This window comes from Streptomyces sp. NPDC017529 (assembly GCF_044329785.1).
In the GTDB taxonomy this organism is placed as follows: Bacteria; Actinomycetota; Actinomycetes; order Streptomycetales; family Streptomycetaceae; genus Streptomyces.
Genome location: NZ_JBIRJY010000022.1, coordinates 46,633 through 67,822, shown reverse-complemented (window position 1 = coordinate 67,822; position 21,190 = coordinate 46,633). Strand labels below are relative to the sequence as shown.

The window sequence follows — 21,190 nt, the reverse complement described above, 5'->3', positions numbered from 1 at the left end:
TTCGGCGGTGGAGCGTTGGGACGGGTGGGGTCAGGCGCGGCGGATGACGATGTCGCCGGTCGAGGTACGGGCGGTCACCTCGACGGTCTCGTCGGAGTCCGCGGGGCCTGCGGCGGAGCCGAGCGCGTTGCGTACGGCGCCGTACTTGGTGTGCGTGTCGAGCCAGGCGGCGGTGCCCTCGTGGATGCCCACTTCGAGGTTGCCGACGGCGGTGCGCAGGTCGATGCGGCCGCGGGTGACGTCGCCGACCCGGATGCCGCCGTTGGAGGAGGAGGCGTCGACTCCGGCGTGGGCGACGCCGATGTCGGTACGGCCGTTGGCGCACTTGGCGCCGACGTCGCCGTGCGCGGTGCCGACGGAGATGTCGCCGTTCGCCGCGGTGGTCCGCAGGCTGCCGGTGACCTCGCCGATCTCGATGGCGCCGTTGCTGTTCTTGACGGTCGCCGAACCGTTCACGGTGCCGATCTCGATCCGGCCCGAGCCGATGGCTTCGACGTCCCCGGTCGAGCGGGCCAGCCGGATGTCGCCGTGGTCGGTCCTGAGGTCGGCGCCGGCCGCCTCGTCGACCTGGAGGTCGCCGAGCGAGGTCTTGAGGGTGACCTCTCCGAAGCTGCCCTCGCAGAAGAAGGCGCCCAGGGCCGAGGTGCCCCGGACATCCGAACCGGCGGGCAGTTCGACGCTCACCTCGATGGTGCCCGGCTTGCCGAACAGGGACCGCTTCTTGGGCGTCTTGATCGCGAGGCGGCCGCCCGAGCAGGTGACCTGGGTCTGCTGCACGGCCTGTACGTCCTTGTCGTCGGCCTTGTTGCGCGGCAGCACCTCCACGATCGTGTCGGTGCGCTTGCCGGCGGTGATACGGGCGGTGCCGCAGTCCAGCTCAAGGGTGGCGGTGATCGGTCCGGGGGTCTCGAAAGCAGGCATGGCTGTGCCGTCCTCTTGGCTCGTGTGGGTGTTCCCGCCGGTGAGGCGGGTGATGATGACGTCGGCTGGATCGGCGATCCGCCGGTGGAAGCGGGTGGGGCGGGCCGGCGGCCCAGCGCCCTAGCGGACCCAGCCGGTGAAGCTCCGGCCGCCTGCGGGTGCGGCGCGGCCCGGCGGGTTGGCGCGCTGCCCGCCGTCGAGGGCGGTGGACACGGCCCGCACCAGCCAGGCGTTGACCGACAGGCCCTCCGCCGTCGCGGCGTCCTCGGCGCGGGCCTTGAGGTGGGCGGGGAGGCGGAAGTTGATCCGCGCCATGGCGCCGTCGTCGGCGTCGGCGGGCGGCGGGGGCGGCGGGGGCGGCGCGGGCGCCGCGAGGGGCTCCGGCTCGTCCCGGAGCGGCTCGGGGGCGGGCGGCGCCGTCACCACGAACTCCGGGTCGAGACCGCGCAGCCGTACGTCGACCGAGCCCGGCGCCAGCTCCCGGGTGACCTCGCCCATGGCGGCGGACAGCGCGTTCAGGAGGGTCAGGCGGGCGGCGGATTCCAGGGGGGCGGTGAGCCGCTCGGCGAGGGCGCGGGCGTCGTCGCCGCCGGCGTCCGCGGCGACGGCCAGCTCTTGCCGGAGGTTGTCGACGTAGGGCGTGAGGTCCATGACGCCATCATGGCACATTGATGGCGCCATGGCGAGCCAGACTGCCCCCAACGTGGCGCATGCGGCTCTGACCTGCGGTTATTTGAGAAAATTAACGAGTTGTGGCGCCGTTTCGGCAGCGGGATGGCATGTGGTGGTGTCACCGTGACGCCACCTTGGCGGCGTGGATGTGCCGAGCTGGCGTCACCGCGCTGCCGTGTTGAGCCCTTGCCGTGGCCGTTCCGTAGTCGCGGTCTTCCGGTGGGGCTGGCTCGCCGACGTCAACTGCCTAGTTGTGGAAGGCCGTTGTCGACTTGAGTGGGGCCCGCTCGGCCCTCACCCGGTTCACCGGTGCTGTCTCGTCGGCGTACCCGAAGGAGATGCCGACGAGCAGCTTCCCTCCGGTGACACCGAGTTCGGTGCGGACGGTGTCGGCGTAGAAGCTCAGCAGTCCCTGTGGGCAACTGTCCACGCCGTACGCGGTCATCGCCAGGAGCAGCGTCTGCATGTAGGCGCCGACGTCCGCGGCCAGCCGGGCCTCTCCGTCGCCGTGGACGAAGAGGAAGGCGGCGTGTGGCGCGCCGTAGAAGCGCAGGCTTTCCGAGTCGTAGGCCGCACGTGCGGTGTGATCGTCGTGGTCGATGCCCAGGGCCCCGTACAACTCGGCACCGAACGCCGCCCTGCGTGTCTGGTGCATCTGCGCGTACATCCCCTCGGAATACGGGAAGTCCACCGAGGTGCGCCGTTCGGCGTGGGCCGTCTGTAGGGCACCGGCCAGGCGTTGACGTGCCGTGCCGCTCACCACCTCCACCTGCCACGGTTGTGCGTTGGAGTTGGACGGCGCGGTGCCGGCCAGCGAGAAGATCCTGCGCATCGTGTCCTCGGGTACGGGTTCCGGACGGAACGCGCGGGTCGCGTGACGGCCGCGTATCAGCTTCTCCGCGCAACTGCTCAGCTCGGTAGGGGCGAACCTGCTCATGGCGCTCCTTGGTGACGAGAGAGTCGATGTAAACGGTTCCGTTTACATGTGGCGGTCACCTTACGTGACACGCCGACCTAAGTAAACGAGTGCGTATACTTAATTCATGAACACGACCGTGAGTACGACGGCCACGGCATCCCGGCGGGGGCGCGGCGGGCGGGAGCGCATCCTGGCTGCCGCCGCCCGGCTGTTCGCGACCCAGGGCATCGGCGCGACCGGCATGGAACAGGTCGCCGAGGAAGCGCCGGTGTCCAAGCGGACGCTCTACTCGCACTTTCGCACCAAGAACGATCTGGTCATCGCCCACTTGCAGGGCCTCGCACTGTCGGGGGCGACCCTGGAAGGCGTGCTGACCCGCGAGGACATCCCGCCGCGTGACCGGATCCGCAGGTTGTTCGACCAGCCGGTGGCGGACGCGGCTCCGGTGCGCGGGTGTCCGTTCATCGATGCCGCCGCGGAGTTCCCCGACCCGGAGAGCGCGGTGCACTCCTACGCCCGGGAGCAGAAGCTGCGCATGGTGCAACTGATCGTCGCGGTGGTGACGGAGCTGGGCTGCCGCGAACCCCTCGCACTCGCCGAGCAGCTGGCCACCCTCGCGGACGGGGCGGCCAGTCGTGCCATGGTGCTGGACGAAGCGGACTACGGCCGACACGCGCGGGCGGCGGCGGAAGTCCTCCTCGATCAGGCTCTGCCGGGAAGGGCGGGAAAGGGCTGACGGGGAAGGCGGCCGGGCCTGCCGCGTATGGCGGACTCGTGGCCGCGCAGAAAATCATGCAGGCGTGCTTGATTGTTTCTCTCCGCGCTGCCACGCTCGGTATCCGCACCGCATGAGTCAACGCGCCCTGCCCCGGCGGCAGATGGCCGACGAGGGGAGTGCCGCGTGTCCGACGCCGACGCCGTACTGGCGGATCTCAAAGCCGAAGGGGACGCGCTCGACGCGCTGGTCGGCGGCCTGGCGCCCGGACGGTGGGCGGAGCCGACACCCGCCGCGGGCTGGACGATCGCCCACCAGATCGGGCACCTGGCCTGGACCGACCGGCAGGCCCTGCTGTCCGCCACCGACCCCGGCGCCTTCCAAGAAGCCGTTCAGCGGGCCCTGGCCGCGCCCGAGACCTTCGTCGACGAGGGCGCGGAGGCGGCGGCGCAGGCGCCGCCCGCCGAGTTGCTGACGCGCTGGCGGGCGGGCCGGGACGAGCTGTACGAGGCCCTGGCCACCCGCACCACGGGGGACAAGATGCCGTGGTTCGCGACGTCGATGAGCACCGCGTCCATGGCCACGGGACGGCTGATGGAGACCTGGGCGCACGGCCAGGACATCGCCGACACGCTGGGCGTCGCGCGCGAGCCCACCGCGCGGCTGCGGCACGTGGCCCGCATCGGTGTGCGCGCCCGGAACTTCGCGTACGCGGCACGCGGACTCACGCCCCCGGCAGAGGAGTTCAGGGTCGAGCTGCGTGCCCCCGGCGGCGGCACCTGGACGTACGGGCCGCAGGACGCGGCACAGCGGGTGACCGGCGACGCGCTCGGGTTCTGCCTCCTGGTGACCCAGCGCGCCCACCGCGACGACGTGGACGTACGGGCCGAAGGCGCCGACGCCGAGCACTGGCTGGGTATCGCCCAGGCGTTCGCCGGGCCGCCGGGCAAGGGCCGCGAGCCGAGCGGCCGCGGTGGCCGGGAGAGCGCCCGGTGACCGGCGGCGACACGCTGCGCGTCGGCAACGCCTCCGGCTTCTACGGCGACCGCTTCGACGCCGTGCGCGAGATGCTGACCGGCGGCCCGCTGGACGTGCTGACCGGCGACTACCTCGCCGAGCTGACCATGCTCATCCTGGGCAGGGACCGGCTCAAGGACCCGGCGCGCGGCTACGCGAAAACCTTCCTGCGGCAGCTGGAGGACAGCCTCGGCCCGGCCGCCGAGCGCGGCGTGCGGATCGTCACCAACGCCGGCGGCCTCAACCCGGCGGGACTGGCCGACGCCGTACGGGAGTTGGCGGACCGGGTCGGCGTTCCGGTCCGAGTCGCGCACGTGGAGGGCGACGACCTGCTGCCCCGGTACGGCGGGCGCGCCGGTGTGCTGACGGCCAACGCCTACCTGGGCGGCGGCGGCATCGCCGCGTGCCTGCGGGCCGGCGCCGACGTGGTCGTCACCGGCAGGGTCACGGACGCCGCGCTGGTCAGCGGGGTGGCGGCGGCCCACTTCGGCTGGGCGCCCACCGACCACGACCGGCTGGCGGGGGCGGTGGTCGCGGGCCACGTCCTGGAGTGCGGCACCCAGGCCACCGGCGGCAACTACTCCTTCTTCGCCGCCGACGACTTCCCCGGCGCCCACGACCTGCGCCGCCCCGGCTTCCCGCTCGCCGAGATCGCCGCCGACGGCTCCTCGGTGATCACCAAGCACCCGGGCACGGGCGGCGCGGTGACCACCGGCACGGTCACCGCGCAACTCCTGTACGAGACGGCCGGCGCGCGCTACCCGGGCCCCGACGTGACCGCGCGGCTGGACACCGTACGCCTGACGCAGGACGGCCAGGACCGGGTACGCATCGACGGGGTACGCGGCGAGGCGCCGCCGCCGGCGCTGAAGGTGGGCCTGACCCGCCTCGGCGGCTGGCGCAACGCGGTCACGTTCGTGCTGACCGGCCTGGACATCGAGGCCAAGGCCGCCCTCGTACGGGAGCAGATGGAGGCGGCCTTCGACGCGGCGAAGCGCCGCCCGGCGTCCGTGGAATGGACGCTGGCCCGCACCGACCACGCGGACGCCGCCGTCCAGGAGGAGGCGAGCGCCCTGCTGCGGCTGGTGGTGCGGGACGCCGACCAGGACGCGGTGGGCCGGGTGGTCAGCGGGGCGGCGGTCGAGCTGGCGCTCGGCAGCATTCCCGGGTTCCACGTCACGGCGCCGCCGGGCAAGGGCGAGCCGTACGGCGTCTTCGAGGCGGAGTTCGTGGCCGCGTCGGACGTGCCGCACACCGCCGTACTCCCGGACGGCAACCGCGTCACGGTGCCGCCACCGGCGGAAACCCGCGAGCTGACACCGCTCGCCGAGCCTGCCCTGCCCGAACCCCTCGCCCACGACGGCCGGACACGCCGCGTCCCGCTCGGCCTGGTCGCCGGGGCCCGCAGCGGTGACAAGGGCGGCTCGGCCAACGTCGGCGTATGGGTCCGTACCGACGCGGCGTGGCGCTGGCTGGTCCACGAACTGACGGCCGAGCGGCTGCGCGACCTGCTCCCCGAGGCGGCCGGGCTGCCGGTCACCCGCCACCTGCTCCCCGGCCTGCGTTCCCTGAACTTCGTGATCGACGGCCTGCTGGGCGCGGGCGTCGCCGCGCAGGCCCGCTTCGACCCGCAGGCCAAGGCGCTGGGGGAGTGGCTGCGCGCCCGCCACCTGGACATACCGGAGGTGTTGCTGTGACCGTGCTGGGCAGCCGACTGGACCCGGCAGGGCCCGAGTACGCGGCCAACCGCGAGGCGATGCTCGCCAAGCTGACGGAGATCGAGGCCGAGCACGCCAAGGCCATCGGCGGGGGCGGCGAGAAGTACGTCGAGCGGCACCGCAAGCGCGGCAAGCTGCTCGCCCGCGAGCGCATCGAACTGCTCCTCGACCCCGACACCCCGTTCCTCGAACTGTCGCCGCTGGCGGCCTGGGGCAGCGACTACCCGGTGGGCGCCTCCCTGATCACCGGCATCGGCGTCATCGAGGGCGTGGAGTGCCTGGTCACCGCCAACGACCCGACCGTACGCGGCGGCGCCTCCAACCCCTGGACGCTGAAGAAGGCGCTGCGCGCCAACGAGATCGCCTTCGCCAACCGGCTGCCCGTCGTGTCGCTGGTGGAGTCCGGCGGCGCCGACCTGCCCAGCCAGAAGGAGATCTTCATTCCGGGCGGCGCCCTGTTCAAGGACATCACCCGGCTGTCCGCCGCCGGCATCCCCACCGTGGCCGTGGTCTTCGGCAACTCGACCGCGGGCGGCGCGTACATCCCCGGCATGTCCGACCACGTGATCATGGTCAAGGAGCGGGCGAAGGTCTTCCTCGGCGGTCCGCCGCTGGTCAAGATGGCCACCGGCGAGGAGAGCGACGACGAGTCGCTGGGCGGCGCCGAGATGCACGCCCGCACCTCGGGGCTCGCCGACCACTTCGCGCTGGACGAGCCGGACGCGCTGCGCCGGGCCCGCCGCGTCGTCGCCCGGCTGAACTGGCGCAAGGCGCACACCGATCCGGCACCCGCCGCGCCGCCCAAGTACGACGAGGACGAACTGCTCGGCATCGTCCCCGGCGACCTCAAGGCGCCCTTCGACCCCCGCGAGGTCATCGCGCGGATCGTGGACGGCTCGGATTTCGACGAGTTCAAGCCGCTGTACGGGCCGAGCCTGGTCACCGGCTGGGCCGGGCTGCACGGCTACCCCGTAGGCGTCCTCGCCAACGCGCAGGGCGTGCTGTTCAGCGCGGAGTCCCAGAAGGCCGCCCAGTTCATCCAGCTCGCCAACCAGCGCGACATCCCGCTGGTCTTCCTGCACAACACCACCGGCTACATGGTCGGCAAGGAGTACGAGCAGGGCGGCATCATCAAGCACGGCGCCCAGATGATCAACGCGGTGTCCAATTCGAAGGTCCCGCACCTGTCCGTCCTGATGGGCGCCTCGTACGGCGCCGGGCACTACGGCATGTGCGGTCGCGCCTACGATCCGCGCTTCCTGTTCGCCTGGCCCGGCGCGAAGTCCGCCGTGATGGGCCCGCAGCAGCTCGCCGGGGTGCTGTCGATCGTCGCCCGCGCTTCCGCCGCCGCCAAGGGGCAGCCGTACGACGACGAGGCGGACGCCGCACTGCGCGCCATGGTCGAGCAGCAGATCGAGTCCGAGTCGCTGCCGATGTTCCTGTCCGGGCGGCTGTACGACGACGGCGTCATCGACCCGCGCGACACCCGCACCGTCCTCGGCCTGTGCCTGTCCGCCGTCCACACCGCGCCCGTCGAAGGCGCGCGCGGCGGCTTCGGCGTCTTCCGGATGTGAGGAACCAGTGATCTCTTCCCTCCTCGTCGCCAACCGTGGCGAGATCGCCCGCCGGATCTTTCGCACCTGCCGGGAGCTGGGCATCGCGACGGTGGCCGTGTACTCCGACGCGGACGCCGGCGCGCCGCACGTCCGCGAGGCCGACGCCGCCGTGCGCCTGCCGGGCAACGCCCCGGCCGACACCTACCTGCGCGGCGACCTGATCGTGAAGGCCGCGCACGCCGCCGGTGCCGACTCCGTCCACCCCGGCTACGGCTTCCTCTCCGAGAACGCCGGCTTCGCCGCCGCCGTCGCCGACGCGGGCCTGACCTGGGTCGGACCGCCGCCCGCCGCCATCGAGGCGATGGCCTCCAAGACCCGCGCCAAGGAACTCATGGCGGCGGCCGGAGTGCCGCTGCTCGCCCCCGTCGACCCGGACCGCGCCACCGACGCCGACCTGCCGCTGCTGGTGAAGGCGGCGGCGGGCGGCGGCGGGCGCGGCATGCGCGTCGTACGGGAACTGGCCGGCCTGCCGGGCGAGCTGGCGGCGGCGCGGGCCGAGGCCGCCGCGGCCTTCGGGGACGGCGAGGTGTTCGCCGAGCCGTACGTCGTCGGCGGCCGCCACGTCGAGGTGCAGGTCCTCGCCGACGCGCACGGCACGGTCTGGACGCTCGGCACCCGCGACTGCTCCCTCCAGCGCCGCCACCAGAAGGTCGTCGAGGAAGCCCCCGCGCCCGGTCTCCCCGACGAACTGCGCGCGACCCTGCACACGGCGGCGGCCGACGCCGCCCGCACCATCGGCTACCGGGGCGCGGGCACCGTCGAATTCCTCGTCTCCGCCACCGGCCACGCCCACTTCCTGGAGATGAACACCCGCCTCCAGGTCGAGCACCCGGTCACCGAGGCCGTGTACGGCGTCGATCTCGTCGCCCTGCAACTGCGGGTGGCCGAGGGCGAGGCGCTGGCGGACGCCCCGCCCGCGCCGCACGGCCACGCCGTCGAGGCCCGGCTGTACGCGGAGGACCCGGCGGCGGGCTGGCAGCCGCAGACCGGCACGCTGCACCACCTGTCCGTGCCCGGCGGCGTCCGGCTCGACTCGGGCGTGGCCGACGGCAGCGTCATCGGCGTGCACTACGACCCGATGCTCGCCAAGGTCGTCGCCTGGGCGCCGACCCGCCCCGAGGCCGTACGGAAGCTGGCGGGGGCGCTGGAAAGGGCCCGCGTGCACGGCCCCGTCACCAACCGCGACCTGCTCGTACGGTCCCTGCGCCACCCCGAGTTCGCCACCGCGTCCGGGCTGGACACCGGCTTCTACGACCGCAACCTGGACGGGCTGACGGCGGCCCCCGACGCCACGGTCACCGGCCTGTGCGCACTGGCCGCCGCCCTCGCCGACGCCCACGGCCGGTCCCGCTTCGGCGGCTTCCGCAACGTGCCGTCGCAGCCGCAGACCAAGAGCTACGCCTGCGGCGGCACCGAGCACGCGATCCGCTACCGCCTCGGCCGCGACGGCCTGCACGCCGAGGGATTCCCCGGCGTACGGCTGCTATCGGCGGCGCACGGGCGGGTCGTGCTGGAAGCGGACGGCGTACGGCGCGAGTTCGCCGTCACCCGCCACGGCGACCAGGTGTACGTCGACTCCGCCGCGGGATCCCGCACCTTCACCGCCCTGCCCCGCTTCCCCGACCCCACCGCCCGCACCGAACCGGGCTCGCTGCTGGCCCCCATGCCCGGCACGGTCGTCCGGGTGGCCGGAGGACTGGCCGAGGGCGACCGCGTCGAGGCCGGGGCCCCGCTGCTCTGGCTCGAAGCCATGAAGATGGAACACAAGATCACTGCCCCCGCCTCCGGCACGCTGACCGCCCTGCACGTCAAGGCCGGTCAGCAGGTCGAGGTCGGCACGCCGCTGGCCGTCGTCACCGCATGACGGCGCTCCCCCTCGAAGGAGTACCCGTGAGCACCCCCGTGATCGAAACCGAGGAACACCGCGCCCTCCGCGCGTCCGTCGCCGCGCTCGGCAAGCGCTACGGACGCGAGTACTTCGCCCGCGTCGTCGCCGAGGGCAGGCACACCGACGACCTGTGGGCCGAGGCCGCCAAGCTGGGCTACCTCGGCGTCAACCTGCCCGAGGAATACGGCGGCGGAGGCGGCGGCATCGCCGAACTCTCCCTCGTGCTGGAGGAGCTGGGAGCGGCCGGCTGCCCGCTGCTCATGCTCGTCGTCTCGCCCGCCATCTGCGGCACGGTCATCGCCCGCTTCGGCACGGAGGAGCAGAAGCGGGCCTGGCTGCCCGGCCTCGCCGACGGCTCCCGCAAGATGGCCTTCGGCATCACCGAACCGGACGCCGGCTCCAACTCGCACCGCATCACCACCACCGCCCGCCGCGACCCGGCCACCGGCGAGTGGGTCCTCAACGGGCGCAAGGTCTTCATATCGGGCGTGGACATCGCCGAGGCCACCCTCATCGTCGGCCGCACCGAGGACGCCCGCACCGGCAACCTCAAGGCCTGCCTGTTCATCGTCCCGCGCGACACCCCGGGGTTCGGGCGCAGGCAGATCGCCATGGAACTGGGCGCGCCGGAGAAGCAGTTCGAACTGACGCTGGACGACGTACGGCTGCCCGCGGACGCGCTGGTGGGCGACGAGGACGCGGGACTGCTCCAGCTCTTCGCCGGGCTCAACCCCGAACGCATCATGACCGCCGCTTTCGCCCTCGGCATGGCCCGTTACGCGGTCGGGCGGGCCGTCGACTACGCCCGCACCCGCCAGGTCTGGAAGGAGCCCATCGGCGCCCACCAGGCCGTCGCCCATCCCCTCGCCCAGGCCCACATCGAGATCGAACTCGCCCGCCTGATGATGCAGAAGGCCGCCCACCTGTACGACGCCGGCGACGACACGGGCGCGGGCGAGGCCGCCAACATGGCCAAGTACGCGGCGGGGGAAGCGGCCGTCAAGGCCGTGGACCAGGCCGTGCACACCCTCGGCGGCAACGGCCTGACCCGCGAATACGGCCTGGCCGGCCTGATCACCGCGGCCCGCGTCGCCCGGATCGCGCCGGTCAGCCGGGAAATGATCCTCAACTACGTCTCCCACCAGAGCCTCGGCCTGCCGAAGTCCTACTGACCGGCCGCGCCCGGCATCGCGGTCGCCGTGCTGACAACCGCACCCGCAACCGCGATGCTGCACGCACACGGACAGGCGCCCGCCCGCGCCGCACCGGCACCGGGCGAGCGCCGCTGCTGAGGGGATGGCCATGCTCTTCCACAGTGAGTACGCCGACGTCGCGCCCGTCGACCTGCCGATCCACGAGGCCGTGCTGGGCCGGTCGGCCGTCGAGCACGCCGCCCTGCCCGCGCTGATCGACGGCCAGGACGGCACCACGGTCAGTTACGCCGAACTCGACGGTGCCGTCCGCCGCATCGCCGCCGCGCTGGCCGACGCCGGGGTGCGCCCCGGCGACGTCCTCGCCCTGCACAGCCCCAACACCATCGTCTACCCGGCCGTCTTCTACGCCGCCTCCCGCTGCGGCGCCGCCGTCACCACCGTCCACCCCCTGTGCACCTCCGGCGAGTTCGCGCAGCAACTGCGCGACTCCGAGGCCAACTGGATCGTGACCGTCTCCCCGCTGCTGGAGACGGCCCGCAGCGCCGCCGAACAGTCCGGCGGCATCACCGAGGTCTTCGTCTGCGACGGCGCGGTCGGGCACCGTTCCGTACGCGACATGACCGCCTCCACCGCGCCGGAACCGGCCGTCCGCACCGACCCGGCCCGCGACGTGGCCGTCCTGCCGTACTCCTCCGGCACCACCGGCACGCCCAAGGGCGTGATGCTCACCCACCGGTCCATCGCCACCAACCTCGCCCAGCTGAACGAACTGATCGGCAGCGGCCCCGGCGACCGCGTCCTGGCCTGCCTGCCGTTCTTCCACATCTACGGGCTGACCGCCCTCATGAACGCCCCGCTGCGCAACGGCGCCACCGTCGTCGTGCTGCCCCGCTTCGACCTCGAACCCTTCCTGCACACCATCGAGAAGTACCGGGTCAACGCGGTGTACGTGGCCCCGCCCATCGTCCTGGCCCTCGCCAAGCACCCCTCCGTGACCCGGTACGACCTGTCCTCGCTCGACTACGTCGTCAGCGCCGCCGCCCCGCTGGACGCCCGGCTCGCCGACGCCTGCGCCCGGCGCCTGGGCCTGCCGCACATCATGCAGGGCTTCGGCATGACCGAACTCTCGCCCGGCACCCACGCCGTGCCGCTGGACGCCGCGGCCCCGCCGCCCGGCACGGTCGGCAAGCTGCTGCCCAACACCGAGATGCGCATCCGCTGCACGGACACCGGCAAGGACCTCGGCGCCGGCGAGAGCGGCGAGATCCTCATCCGCGGCCCGCAGGTCATGAAGGGCTACCTCGGCCGCCCCGCGGAGACCGACGCGATGATCGACGCCGACGGCTGGCTGCACACCGGCGACATCGGGCGGGTGGACGACGGCGGCTGGCTCTACGTCGTGGACCGCGTCAAGGAACTGATCAAATACAAGGGTTACCAGGTCGCACCGGCCGATCTCGAAGCGGTGCTGCTCGCCCACGACGGCATCGCGGACGCCGCGGTCATCGGCGTCACCGACGCGGACGGCAACGAGATCCCCAAGGCCTACGTCGTACGGCAGCGCGGCGAGGCGGGGGCCCGGCTCACCGAGGACGACGTCGTCGCGTACGTTGCCGGGCAGGTCGCCCCGTACAAGAAAGTGCGGCGGGTGGAGTTCACGGACGCCGTGCCACGCGCCGCCACCGGCAAGATCCTGCGGCGCGAACTGCGCGCCAGGGAAAGGAGTTCCACGGCCTCATGACCGACGCGACACCGGACCCCGCTCCGGACGCCCCGCTGGTACGGCACGCCCACGAGCGGGGCGTCACCACCCTCACCCTGGACTCCCCGCACAACCGCAACGCGCTCTCCCGGCGTCTGGTGGCCGAACTCCACGCGGCGCTGGCGGCCGCGGCCGCCGACGACGGCACGCGGGCCGTGCTGCTCACGCACACCGGGACGACGTTCTGCGCGGGGGCCGACCTCTCGGAGGCGGCGCAGGAAGCGGCCGCGGGGACCGACGCGCCCACCTCGGGACCGCTCGGCCTCGCCCGCCTCCTGCGCGTCGTCATCGAACTCCCCAAACCCGTCGTCGCCAAGGTCACCGGACACGTACGGGCCGGCGGCCTCGGCCTCCTCGGCGCCTGCGACCTCTCCGCGGCAGGGCCCGGCGCCACCTTCGCCTTCACCGAAGCGCGCCTCGGCCTCGCGCCGGCCGTCGTCTCCATGCCGCTGCTGCCCCGCATGGACCCGCGCGCCGCGGCCCGCTACTACCTCACCGGCGAACGCTTCGACGCCGCCGAAGCGGCCCGCACCGGCCTGGTCACCCTCGCCGCCGACGACCCGGACACCGCGCTGGAACCCGTCCTCGCCGGTCTGCGCAAAGGCTCCCCCCAGGGCCTGGCGGCGTGCAAAGCACTCGTCACGGCGGACGTCCTGCGGGCCTTCGACCGCGACACGGCGGCCCTCGCCGACACCTCCGCCCGCCTCTTCGCCTCCGAGGAGGCCCGCGAAGGCATGACCGCCTTCCTCCAGCGCAGGGAACCGTCATGGGTACGGTGACCCCGGCCCGCGCCCCCAAGGAACCGCAGCAGGAACGCAGCCGCGCCACCCGCCGCGCCCTCCTGGAGGCGGCCGTCTCCTGCCTCGCCGAACGCGGCTGGGGCGGCAGCACGGTCGCGGTCGTCGCGGAACGCGCGGGCGTCTCCCGGGGCGCGGCCCAGCACCACTTCCGCACCCGGGAGGACTTGTTCACGGCGGCCGTCGAACACGTCGCGGAAATGCGGCAGGGCGCGCTCCAGGCCGTCGCCCACGACCTGCCGCCCACCGGCTCCGCCGCCCGCACCCGGATCATCGTCGAGGAGATCGTCGGCCTCTACACGGGCCCGCTGTTCCGCGCCGCCCTCCACCTGTGGGTCGCCGCGTCGGACGAGGACCAGCTGCGCGACCGCGTCACGGCGCTGGAGGCCCGCGTGGGCCGCGAGGCCCACCGCACCGCCGTCGCCCTCCTCGGCGCCGACGAGTCCGTGCCCGGCGTCCGCGAGACCGTCCAGGGCCTCCTGGACATGTCCCGGGGCCTCGGCCTCGCCAACCTCCTGACCGACGACAAACCCCGCCGCGACCGCGTCGTCACCCAGTGGGCCCACATCCTCGACACGGTGCTGAACGGGGGACGGCAGTAGGGGGCGGCAGCAGGGACGAACGCCCCGCCACCGCCCCCCCCCGGCGGCCACTACGCAGGCAGCGTGTAGCCCTCCACCGCCTCCGGCCCGCGCGGCCCGGGGCCCACGTACTTGGCCGACGGGCGGACCAGGCGCCCCGTCCGCTTCTGTTCGAGGATGTGGGCGCTCCACCCGGCCGTACGGGCACACGTGAACATCGACGTGAACATGTGCGCCGGCACCTCGGCGAAGTCCAGCACGATCGCCGCCCAGAACTCCACGTTCGTGGCCAGGACCCGGTCGGGACGCCGGTTGTGCAGCTCTTCCAGGGCCGCCTTCTCCAGCGCCTCGGCGATCTCGAAGCGCGGCGCGCCCAGCTCGCGCGCGGTGCGCCGCAGGACGCGCGCCCGCGGGTCCTCGGCCCGGTAGACGCGGTGGCCGAAGCCCATCAGCCGCTCGCCGCGGTCGAGCGCCCCCTTGACGTACGCCGTCGCGTCGCCCGTCCGCTCGATCTCCTCGATCATGCCGAGGACCCGGGAGGGCGCCCCGCCGTGCAGCGGCCCCGACATCGCGCCGACCGCGCCCGACAGCGCGGCCGCCACGTCGGCACCGGTCGAGGCGATCACCCGCGCCGTGAACGTGGACGCGTTCATGCCGTGCTCGGCCGCCGAGGTCCAGTACGCGTCCACGGCCGCCACGTGCTTCGGGTCCGGCTCGCCCCGCCACCGCTTCATGAAGCGCTCGACGACGGTCCCGGCCTTGTCGATCTCCTTCTGCGGCACCATCGGCAGGCCCTGGCCGCGCGCCGACTGGGCGACGTACGACAGCGCCATGACCGCGGCGCGCGCCAGTTCGTCACGGGCGGTCTGCTCGTCGGTGTCCAGCAGCGGCTTCAGGCCCCACACCGGCGCGAGCATCGCCAGCGCGGACTGCACGTCCACCCGGATGTCGCCGGAGTGGACCGGGATCGGGAACGGCTCGGCCGGCGGCAGCCCGGGGTTGAACGACCCGTCGACCAGCAGTCCCCACACGTTGCCGAAGGAGACCTTCCCGACGAGGTCCTCGATGTCGACACCGCGGTACCGGAGCGCGCCGCCCTCCTTGTCCGGTTCGGCGATCTCCGTCTCGAACGCGACGACTCCTTCGAGTCCGGGTACGAAGTCGGACATCAGGCGGCTCCTCAAGATGTGGACGACATGCGGCTCATGACCAAGATGCCGTGCGTTCGAGATCTGTCAGGTGGATCCGGCCGGGCCGGGCCCGTGCGGCCCGCCCGTCTCCCGGTCCGGTTACGCGGCCGAGGGGCTCGCGGTCCGTACCGGTCACTGGCGTCATGCCCCGCGCGGGCGTTGGTCACCCGACCGTCACCCGTGGCGTCCCGCCCGGGGCACGTCACTTCGATCACTTCAGGGCGGACACGATATCCCGCGCTGTCGTGGGGCCGCAGTGGCTCGCGGGACGATTTTGGCCGGTCCGGCACGTGCCGTGAAGCGTGACGTCCGGCACACTGGTCGATCCGCTTACGGGAGGGTTACGCCCGGCCGTCAAGGGGCAGACTTCCCTGCCGACGGCTGCCCCAACGGGCCCGCATGCTGCAAGATGTGGCCGTGCACCCCGCCGACACGCCCACCCCGGACCCACTCGACCCTTCCGCCATGCGGGCGCAGTACCGCGCCGAGGGACTCGACGAGACAGAGCTCGCCCCGAGCCCCTACGACCAGTTCGCGCGCTGGTTCAAGGAAGCGGCCGCGAGCGGCCTGCACGAGCCGAACGCGATGGTCGTCTCGACGGCCGACGCGGCGGGCCGGCCCAGCTCTAGGACCGTGCTGCTCAAGCGCTTCGACGAGCACGGCTTCGTCTTCTTCACCAACTACACCAGCCGCAAGGGCCGCGACCTGGCGGAGAACGCGTACGTCTCGCTGCTCTTCCCCTGGCACCCGCTCGCCCGCCAGGTGATCGTGTCGGGCACCGCCGAGCGCATCGGGCGCGACGAGACGGCCGCGTACTTCCGTACCCGCCCGCACGGCTCGCAGCTGGGCGCCTGGGCCAGCGACCAGTCGGCGCCGGTCGCCTCCCGCGCCGAACTGGAGGAGGCGTACGGCTCCTTGGCGGCCCGCTACCCCGAAGGCGAGCAGGTCCCGGCGCCGCCGCACTGGGGCGGCATCCGGGTGACCGCGCGGTCCGTGGAGTTCTGGCAAGGCCGCGAGAACCGCCTGCACGACCGGCTGCGCTACGACCGGGACGGGGACGGCTGGTCCGTCGTACGGCTCGCGCCCTGAGCGCGGGCGGCCCGCGAACGCAGACGACCCGCGGGCCACACTCCGCGCGCCGTGGGCGCGCGGAGGCCGGTCGGACGAACCGGCAGCCCGCGGGTCGGGTGACTGCTGGGGATTGGCCGGCTGCGCGGTTGTTTCCCGCGCTGGTCCGGCGCTGCACACTGAGTGCGACGACGGGCCGCTAGCCCGCAGTCACCTCACGCGTCCGGTGCGAAATCATCTGCCGAACCACCTCCCTTCTCGTGTGCCGCACACCCTAGGAACCGGCCCCGCGGCCACACAACCGAATTTCCGGGGGCAGCGATTTCCGCGAATGGGGTGTGGGCTGCGTCACGTTCCAGTTGAATGATCCGGCATGCAGCACGTGCGGCCGCGTTCGTAGGGGGTGCCAGTGGCTGCTTCGTCTTCGTCGTCCTCGTCGCACCGCTCCGAGGCCGTACCGCCCGGGCGCCGGGGCCGGCCGGCGGACCGGGACCCATCGCCGGAGGACGCGCACGCGAACGAGACCTCCGGTGCCGAACCCGGGTCCCCGCCGGACCACGAGGACTCCGGCCTGCTCGCCGCCCTGCTGGACGGCATGGACGCCGCGCTGTGCGCCTTCGGGGCGGACGGCACGGTCACGCACTGGAACCGCGAGGCCGAGCGGATCCTCGGCTGGCCGGCGGCCGAGGCGGTCGGCAGGCCCGGACTGACCGGCTGGGCGGTACGCAAGGAGGACGCGGACGAGGTGGAGGCCGGGCTGCTGGCGGCGGCACGGTCCCCGGGCCGCCAGGTCCACGAGTTCGCGCTGCTGACCAAGGACGGGCGCCGGGTCCTGGTCCGCACCCAGTCCTCCGCCGTCCTCGGCCCCGACGGCCGCCCCGCCGGCGTCTACTGCGCGTTCAGCGAGGCGCACACCCAGATCGACCTGGAACGCTCCATCGCCCTGAGCGAAGCGCTGTTCGTGGACGCTTCCTGGGGCGTCGTGCTGGTCGACGCCGACCTGCGGCCCGCCGTCGTCAACGCGCACGCGGCCCGCGCCCTCGGGATGGGCCGCACGGCCGTGCTGGGGCGCCCGCTGGGCGACCTGCTGACGCAGGGCGTGGAGGAGCTGGAGGGCGCCCTGACGCACGTCCTGGCGGAGGGCACCCCGCCGGCCGCCGCCGAGCTGTGGGTGACGCTGCGGTCCGACGAGGCCGAGCCGACCCGCCGGTGCTGGCGCAGCGGCTTCCTGCGGCTCGCCTCGCCGCTGGCGGAGGAGCCGGTGCCGCTGGGCGTGGGCTGGCTCTTCCAGGACGTCACGGAGGCCAAGCGGGCGGAGCAGGAAGGCTCGCTGCTGCGCTTCCGCGCCCAGCAGCTGCACCGCGCCGGCCGGGCGGCGGGGGAGTGCGAGGACCCGATGGAGGCGGCGGCGGTCCACCTCGACTTCGCGCTGGCCGGATTCGCCGACCACGGGCTGATCGACGTGGTGGCGGGCGGCGGCGAGCGGCCGGACGGTGCCGTCGGCGCCTCCACTGAGGGCCCGCCGTCACTCGTACGGGCCATCGCCTCGCCGGCGGGCGCGCCGGGGCCCTCCGAGGCCGTACCGGCGACCGGAATCCCGGTGGCCTACGCGGCGGGCCACCCGGCCGGGCAGGCGCTGGAGCGGTGCGGCTCGGTGCGGGCCGGCGCGGGCCCCGGGGCCGCCGAGGGCTGGGCCGCGGCCCGCAAGTGGCCGGACGGCACGGTGCACGGCCTGTGCGTGGTGCTGCGCAGCCGGGGCCGGACGCTGGGCGTGGCGACGTTCCTGCGCGGGCCCTCGCGCCGCCCCTTCGACCGGGCGGACGCGGCGTACGCGGAAGACGTCGCCTCCCGGATCGCCGCGGCCCTCGACCTGGCGGGGCGGCCGGCGCCACGGTGACGCGGCGGGCCCGGGAGGCCGGTCGCCCTACTGCCGGTAGTAGATCCGGTCCGCGTACTCCCGCATCACCCGGCCGTTCCAGTCGTGGCCGCCGTCCACGTTCCCGGAGCGCAGCAGCGGCGGGTCGATACCGCGGTCGGCGAGCACCCCCGCGGCGGTCGCGACGACGGACTGCATGATCGCGCTGGTGACGACCGTCGAGGCGGGCGCGAACGGCGCCTCGATCCCGGGCAGCGTCAACTCCGCGTCACCCACCGGAATCTTGCTGTCCAGGACGATGTCGCAGTGGTCCCTCAGGTGGGTGCCGGACACGTGCCGGGACTTGGTCAGGTCCGCGTACGCCACCGACGTCACACCGATGACTTTCAGGCCGAGTGCCCGCGCGTTCACGGCCATTTCCACGGGCAGGGAGTTGCGCCCGGAGAGCGAGATGACGATCAGCACGTCACCGGCCTCCAGAGGGCTGGTGTCCAGCACGGCGCCGGCCAGCCCGTCCACCCGCTCCAGCGCGCTGCCGAGCGTCGCCGGCCGCACGTCGACACCGACGACGCCCGGCACGGTCAGCAGGTTCATGATGGCGAGCCCGCCGGCCCGGTAGACGGTGTCCTGCGCGGGGAGGGAGGAGTGCCCGGCGCCGAAGGCGAAGACCCGGCCGCCGGCCTCGACGGTGTCGGCGATCAGCGTCCCGGCCGCGCCGATCCGCTCGTCCTCCTCGTCGCGCACCCGGCGCAGCAGGTCGATCGCGGCGTCGAAGTACTGCCCGGCCAACCGGTTGCTCTCGCCCATCGCCGCGGGGCCCCTCTCGTCGCTGACCAACGATCTTGTACGTTGGTTCTCGTACTTCTCTGTACTTCTCCGTGGCGCGGATCACGTTGCGGTCTGGACCAGTGCCCTGTCAATACGGTGAACGCGCCGGACGGCGACCGGGTGGACACCTGCCGGCCGCCCGGATGCCGCCCGGGTGCCATCCGGCCGCCGGGCCGGGGGCGCCGCGGCGGGACTCCGGCGGGCGCGGCGGGAGCCGACGCGGGACCGTTGTCGGTGCGATGCGTCAGAATTGAGGTCAGGGCCACCGCACGACACATCAAGGGGCACGCATGTCCGGACTGATCGACACCACGGAGATGTATCTCCGCACCATCCTCGAGCTGGAAGAGGAAGGCGTGGTCCCGATGCGCGCCCGGATCGCCGAGCGGCTCGAACAGAGCGGCCCGACGGTCAGCCAGACCGTGGCGCGCATGGAGCGGGACGGCCTGCTCACGGTCGCGGGCGACCGCCATCTGGAGCTCACCGAGGAGGGCCGCCGGCTGGCGACCCGCGTCATGCGCAAGCACCGGCTCGCCGAGTGCCTGCTCGTCGACGTGATCGGGCTGGAGTGGGAGCAGGTGCACGCCGAGGCGTGCCGCTGGGAGCACGTGATGAGCGAGGCGGTCGAGCGCCGCGTCGTGGAGCTGCTGCGCCACCCGACGGAGTCGCCGTACGGCAACCCGATCCCGGGCCTGGAGGAGCTGGGCGAGAAGGCCGAGGCCGACCCGTTCCTGGACGCCGGCATGGTCAGCCTGATGGACCTGGAGGCCGGCGCGGACGGCAAGACGGTCGTGGTGCGCCGCATCGGCGAGCCGATCCAGGCCGACGCCCAGCTCATGTACACGCTGCGGCGGGCCGGTGTGCAGCCGGGCGCGGTGGTCAGCGTGACCGATTCGCCGTCGGGTGTCCTCATCGGCAGCAGCGGTGAGGCCGCGGAGCTGGAATCCGAGATCGCCGCGCACGTTTTCGTGGCCAAGCGCTGACCCGCCGCCACCCCCCGCCCCCCGGCTGACCTGGCCCGAAGGCCGGTCTCGCCGGGCCGTCAAGTCCTGCGTTCAACGACGGAGTTGGCGGAACGCGAGCGGTGCGCCCCGAGGCGTGTCACGCTGGCGCTGAGCATGCGCGCGGCCGGTCGCGAAGGCGCCCGGGCGCGTGGGTGCGGGCAGTGGGAACGCGACGTGTGGCGCCGAGACCTGGGACCAGGTGGCCGCGGGCGGCCAGGGCTTACCCGTGCCCGCCGCGGCCTTCCCGGGTCGGGAGGGGGCTCGGGTGAGGGCTTGGGCGGCTCTTGACGACTTCGGCACGTCCCCGGCCCCGGAAACAACCAGGGCCCCGGCGCTGCGAGCAGCCGGGGCCCCGCCTCCCCATGTCCCCCCGCCAAGACCCGGAGCCCCGAGCTCCCAGGGTCTTTCCCCGTGGGCCCCCTTCCCGGTGGGGCCCGCCTCCCGCTACGTGTCTCCCCTCGGCGCAGACCGGCAATCCTTGAGTGTGGTCACCCGTACGAGGGTTATTGGGCGCAGGAACGGTCTATTCGAATAGGGGTTCGATAGTGTGGGGCTGCTCAAGGACCGAATGGGGGTGCCAGGGCCCATGGTGCGGCGCATCGACGTGACAGGGACCGGCGGCGTGCGGCTCGCCGCCTGGGAGTTCACCGATCCCCCGAAGGCCGGCCGGGGCGGCGAGCAGTGCGAGCGGGGCCCCGGGGTGCTCCTCCTGCACGGCCTCATGGGCCGCGCGTCGCACTGGGCCGAGACCGCCCGCTGGCTCGGCTCCCGGTGCCGCCCCGTCGGCCTGGACCAGCGCGGCCACGGCCGCAGCGAGAAGCCCCCGGACGGCCCGTACGACCGCGAGGCGTACGTCGCCGACGGCATCGCCGCCATCGAACAGCTCGGACTGGCACCCGCCGTCCTCATAGGCCACTCCATGGGCGCCCTGACGGCCTGGCAGGTGGCCGCCCGCCGCCCCGACCTCGTCAGCGCACTGGTCGTCTGCGACATGCGGGCCTCGGCCCTGGGCGCGGCCTCGCAGCAGGAATGGGCGGACTGGTTCCGGTCCTGGCCGGTCCCGTTCGCCACGCTCGCCGACGTGCGCAAGTGGTTCGGCGAGGACGACCCGACCCTGGAGCGTCCCAAGCCCGCCCGCGGCGAGTTCTTCGCCGAGGTCATGGCCGAGCGCGCGGACGGCTGGCGCCCGGTCTTCTCCCGCCACCAGATGCTCACCGCCCGCGAGACGTGGGTCCACGACGCGCACTGGGAAGACCTCGCCCTGGTGCGGTGCCCCGCCCTCGTGGTCCGCGGTCTCGACGGCGAACTGGGCCGCGCCGAGGCCCAGGAGATGGTCCGCGTCCTTCCGCACGGCGTCTACGCCGAGATCCCCGACGCGGGCCACTGGCTGCCCTGGGAGGCCCCCGAGGAGTGGCGGGGCGTGCTCGGCCCTTTCCTCGAATCCGTCCTTCCGCCCTGACGCGT

At 73.5% G+C, this 21,190-nt stretch carries 18 protein-coding genes; 13 read left to right on the top strand and 5 right to left on the bottom strand.

The annotated features are described in order from the left end of the window. Window positions 1-30 precede the first annotated feature (30 nt). The 3 genes from ACH4K4_RS33490 to ACH4K4_RS33480 form a co-directional block, all read right to left on the bottom strand. The gene (locus tag ACH4K4_RS33490; protein ID WP_398172685.1) at window positions 31-921 is read right to left on the bottom strand and encodes a DUF4097 family beta strand repeat-containing protein; all 891 of its coding nucleotides are present in this window, start codon (window positions 919-921) and stop codon (window positions 31-33) included. Between the two features lie 120 nt (window positions 922-1,041). Further along, entirely contained in the window at window positions 1,042-1,572 is a 531-nt protein-coding gene (locus ACH4K4_RS33485; RefSeq protein WP_398172683.1) for a hypothetical protein, read from the bottom strand. A gap of 268 nt (window positions 1,573-1,840) precedes the next feature. Then, window positions 1,841-2,530: a nitroreductase family protein gene (locus ACH4K4_RS33480; protein WP_398172681.1), complete on the bottom strand. Its 690-nt coding sequence runs from the start codon at window positions 2,528-2,530 to the stop codon at window positions 1,841-1,843. Between the two features lie 106 nt (window positions 2,531-2,636). Between ACH4K4_RS33480 and ACH4K4_RS33475 the strand changes: the two genes are divergently transcribed. From ACH4K4_RS33475 to ACH4K4_RS33435, 9 genes are all read left to right on the top strand, one after another. Then, entirely contained in the window at window positions 2,637-3,248 is a 612-nt protein-coding gene (locus ACH4K4_RS33475; RefSeq protein WP_398172679.1) for a TetR/AcrR family transcriptional regulator, read from the top strand. A gap of 165 nt (window positions 3,249-3,413) precedes the next feature. Continuing rightward, window positions 3,414-4,223 (top strand): TIGR03084 family metal-binding protein, encoded by an 810-nt coding sequence (locus tag ACH4K4_RS33470; protein WP_398172677.1) that lies wholly within the window; start codon window positions 3,414-3,416, stop codon window positions 4,221-4,223. Beyond that, complete coding sequence (locus ACH4K4_RS33465; protein WP_398172675.1) at window positions 4,220-5,941, top strand: acyclic terpene utilization AtuA family protein; 1,722 nt, start codon at window positions 4,220-4,222, stop codon at window positions 5,939-5,941. Before ACH4K4_RS33470 ends, ACH4K4_RS33465 begins: the two co-directional genes overlap by 4 nt. After that, window positions 5,938-7,536 carry an acyl-CoA carboxylase subunit beta gene (locus ACH4K4_RS33460; protein WP_398172674.1) on the top strand — a complete coding sequence of 533 codons (1,599 nt, stop codon included), beginning with the start codon at window positions 5,938-5,940 and terminating at the stop codon, window positions 7,534-7,536. Before ACH4K4_RS33465 ends, ACH4K4_RS33460 begins: the two co-directional genes overlap by 4 nt. A gap of 7 nt (window positions 7,537-7,543) precedes the next feature. After that, window positions 7,544-9,442, top strand: a complete 1,899-nt coding sequence (locus tag ACH4K4_RS33455) for an acetyl/propionyl/methylcrotonyl-CoA carboxylase subunit alpha (protein ID WP_398172673.1) — start codon at window positions 7,544-7,546, stop codon at window positions 9,440-9,442. Between the two features lie 26 nt (window positions 9,443-9,468). Then, on the top strand, window positions 9,469-10,638 hold the full coding sequence (locus ACH4K4_RS33450; protein WP_398172672.1) for an acyl-CoA dehydrogenase family protein: 1,170 nt from the start codon (window positions 9,469-9,471) through the stop codon (window positions 10,636-10,638). A gap of 130 nt (window positions 10,639-10,768) precedes the next feature. After that, window positions 10,769-12,361 carry a 4-coumarate--CoA ligase family protein gene (locus ACH4K4_RS33445; RefSeq protein ID WP_398172670.1) on the top strand — a complete coding sequence of 531 codons (1,593 nt, stop codon included), beginning with the start codon at window positions 10,769-10,771 and terminating at the stop codon, window positions 12,359-12,361. Beyond that, entirely contained in the window at window positions 12,358-13,161 is an 804-nt protein-coding gene (locus ACH4K4_RS33440; RefSeq protein WP_398172668.1) for an enoyl-CoA hydratase family protein, read from the top strand. The genes ACH4K4_RS33445 and ACH4K4_RS33440 overlap by 4 nt, the downstream gene beginning before the upstream one ends. Continuing rightward, window positions 13,149-13,781 (top strand): TetR/AcrR family transcriptional regulator, encoded by a 633-nt coding sequence (locus tag ACH4K4_RS33435; protein ID WP_398172666.1) that lies wholly within the window; start codon window positions 13,149-13,151, stop codon window positions 13,779-13,781. Before ACH4K4_RS33440 ends, ACH4K4_RS33435 begins: the two co-directional genes overlap by 13 nt. Before the next feature lie 50 nt (window positions 13,782-13,831). Here the strand turns inward: ACH4K4_RS33435 and ACH4K4_RS33430 are convergent, their stop codons facing one another. Next, window positions 13,832-14,929, bottom strand: coding sequence for a citrate synthase 2 (locus ACH4K4_RS33430; protein WP_398172664.1), 1,098 nt, complete (start codon window positions 14,927-14,929; stop codon window positions 13,832-13,834). 420 nt (window positions 14,930-15,349) lie between these two features. Here ACH4K4_RS33430 and pdxH point away from each other — a divergent pair, with 420 nt between their 5' ends. After that, window positions 15,350-16,039 (top strand): pyridoxamine 5'-phosphate oxidase, encoded by a 690-nt coding sequence (gene pdxH / locus ACH4K4_RS33425; protein WP_398172662.1) that lies wholly within the window; start codon window positions 15,350-15,352, stop codon window positions 16,037-16,039. A 550-nt stretch (window positions 16,040-16,589) separates the two neighbouring features. After that, a complete protein-coding gene (locus ACH4K4_RS33420; RefSeq protein ID WP_398172741.1) occupies window positions 16,590-17,915 on the top strand; it encodes a PAS domain-containing protein in 1,326 nt (441 codons plus the stop codon). A 27-nt stretch (window positions 17,916-17,942) separates the two neighbouring features. On the opposite strand, the gene ACH4K4_RS33415 is transcribed toward ACH4K4_RS33420, so the two are convergent. Continuing rightward, window positions 17,943-18,701, bottom strand: coding sequence for an SIS domain-containing protein (locus tag ACH4K4_RS33415; protein ID WP_398172660.1), 759 nt, complete (start codon window positions 18,699-18,701; stop codon window positions 17,943-17,945). Between the two features lie 311 nt (window positions 18,702-19,012). Here ACH4K4_RS33415 and ACH4K4_RS33410 point away from each other — a divergent pair, with 311 nt between their 5' ends. Both ACH4K4_RS33410 and ACH4K4_RS33405 read left to right on the top strand, forming a co-directional pair. After that, the gene (locus ACH4K4_RS33410) at window positions 19,013-19,705 is read left to right on the top strand and encodes a metal-dependent transcriptional regulator (RefSeq protein ID WP_360125884.1); all 693 of its coding nucleotides are present in this window, start codon (window positions 19,013-19,015) and stop codon (window positions 19,703-19,705) included. A 607-nt stretch (window positions 19,706-20,312) separates the two neighbouring features. Continuing rightward, on the top strand, window positions 20,313-21,185 hold the full coding sequence (locus ACH4K4_RS33405) for an alpha/beta fold hydrolase (RefSeq protein WP_398172658.1): 873 nt from the start codon (window positions 20,313-20,315) through the stop codon (window positions 21,183-21,185). The last annotated feature ends 5 nt before the right edge of the window (window positions 21,186-21,190 follow it).

Excerpts from the sequence above, each read along its gene's own strand:
- ACH4K4_RS33410 (WP_360125884.1), top strand. The coding sequence starts at position 19,013 with ATGTCCGGACTGATCGACACCACGGAGATGTATCTCCGCACCATCCTC.
- ACH4K4_RS33485 (WP_398172683.1), bottom strand. The coding sequence starts at position 1,572 with ATGGACCTCACGCCCTACGTCGACAACCTCCGGCAAGAGCTGGCCGTC.
- ACH4K4_RS33440 (WP_398172668.1), top strand. The coding sequence starts at position 12,358 with ATGACCGACGCGACACCGGACCCCGCTCCGGACGCCCCGCTGGTACGG.
- ACH4K4_RS33415 (WP_398172660.1), bottom strand. The coding sequence starts at position 18,701 with ATGGGCGAGAGCAACCGGTTGGCCGGGCAGTACTTCGACGCCGCGATC.
- ACH4K4_RS33445 (WP_398172670.1), top strand. The coding sequence starts at position 10,769 with ATGCTCTTCCACAGTGAGTACGCCGACGTCGCGCCCGTCGACCTGCCG.
- ACH4K4_RS33480 (WP_398172681.1), bottom strand. The coding sequence starts at position 2,530 with ATGAGCAGGTTCGCCCCTACCGAGCTGAGCAGTTGCGCGGAGAAGCTG.
- ACH4K4_RS33435 (WP_398172666.1), top strand. The coding sequence starts at position 13,149 with ATGGGTACGGTGACCCCGGCCCGCGCCCCCAAGGAACCGCAGCAGGAA.
- ACH4K4_RS33405 (WP_398172658.1), top strand. The coding sequence starts at position 20,313 with ATGGTGCGGCGCATCGACGTGACAGGGACCGGCGGCGTGCGGCTCGCC.
- ACH4K4_RS33490 (WP_398172685.1), bottom strand. The coding sequence starts at position 921 with ATGCCTGCTTTCGAGACCCCCGGACCGATCACCGCCACCCTTGAGCTG.
- pdxH (WP_398172662.1), top strand. The coding sequence starts at position 15,350 with ATGCTGCAAGATGTGGCCGTGCACCCCGCCGACACGCCCACCCCGGAC.
- ACH4K4_RS33430 (WP_398172664.1), bottom strand. The coding sequence starts at position 14,929 with ATGTCCGACTTCGTACCCGGACTCGAAGGAGTCGTCGCGTTCGAGACG.
- ACH4K4_RS33475 (WP_398172679.1), top strand. The coding sequence starts at position 2,637 with ATGAACACGACCGTGAGTACGACGGCCACGGCATCCCGGCGGGGGCGC.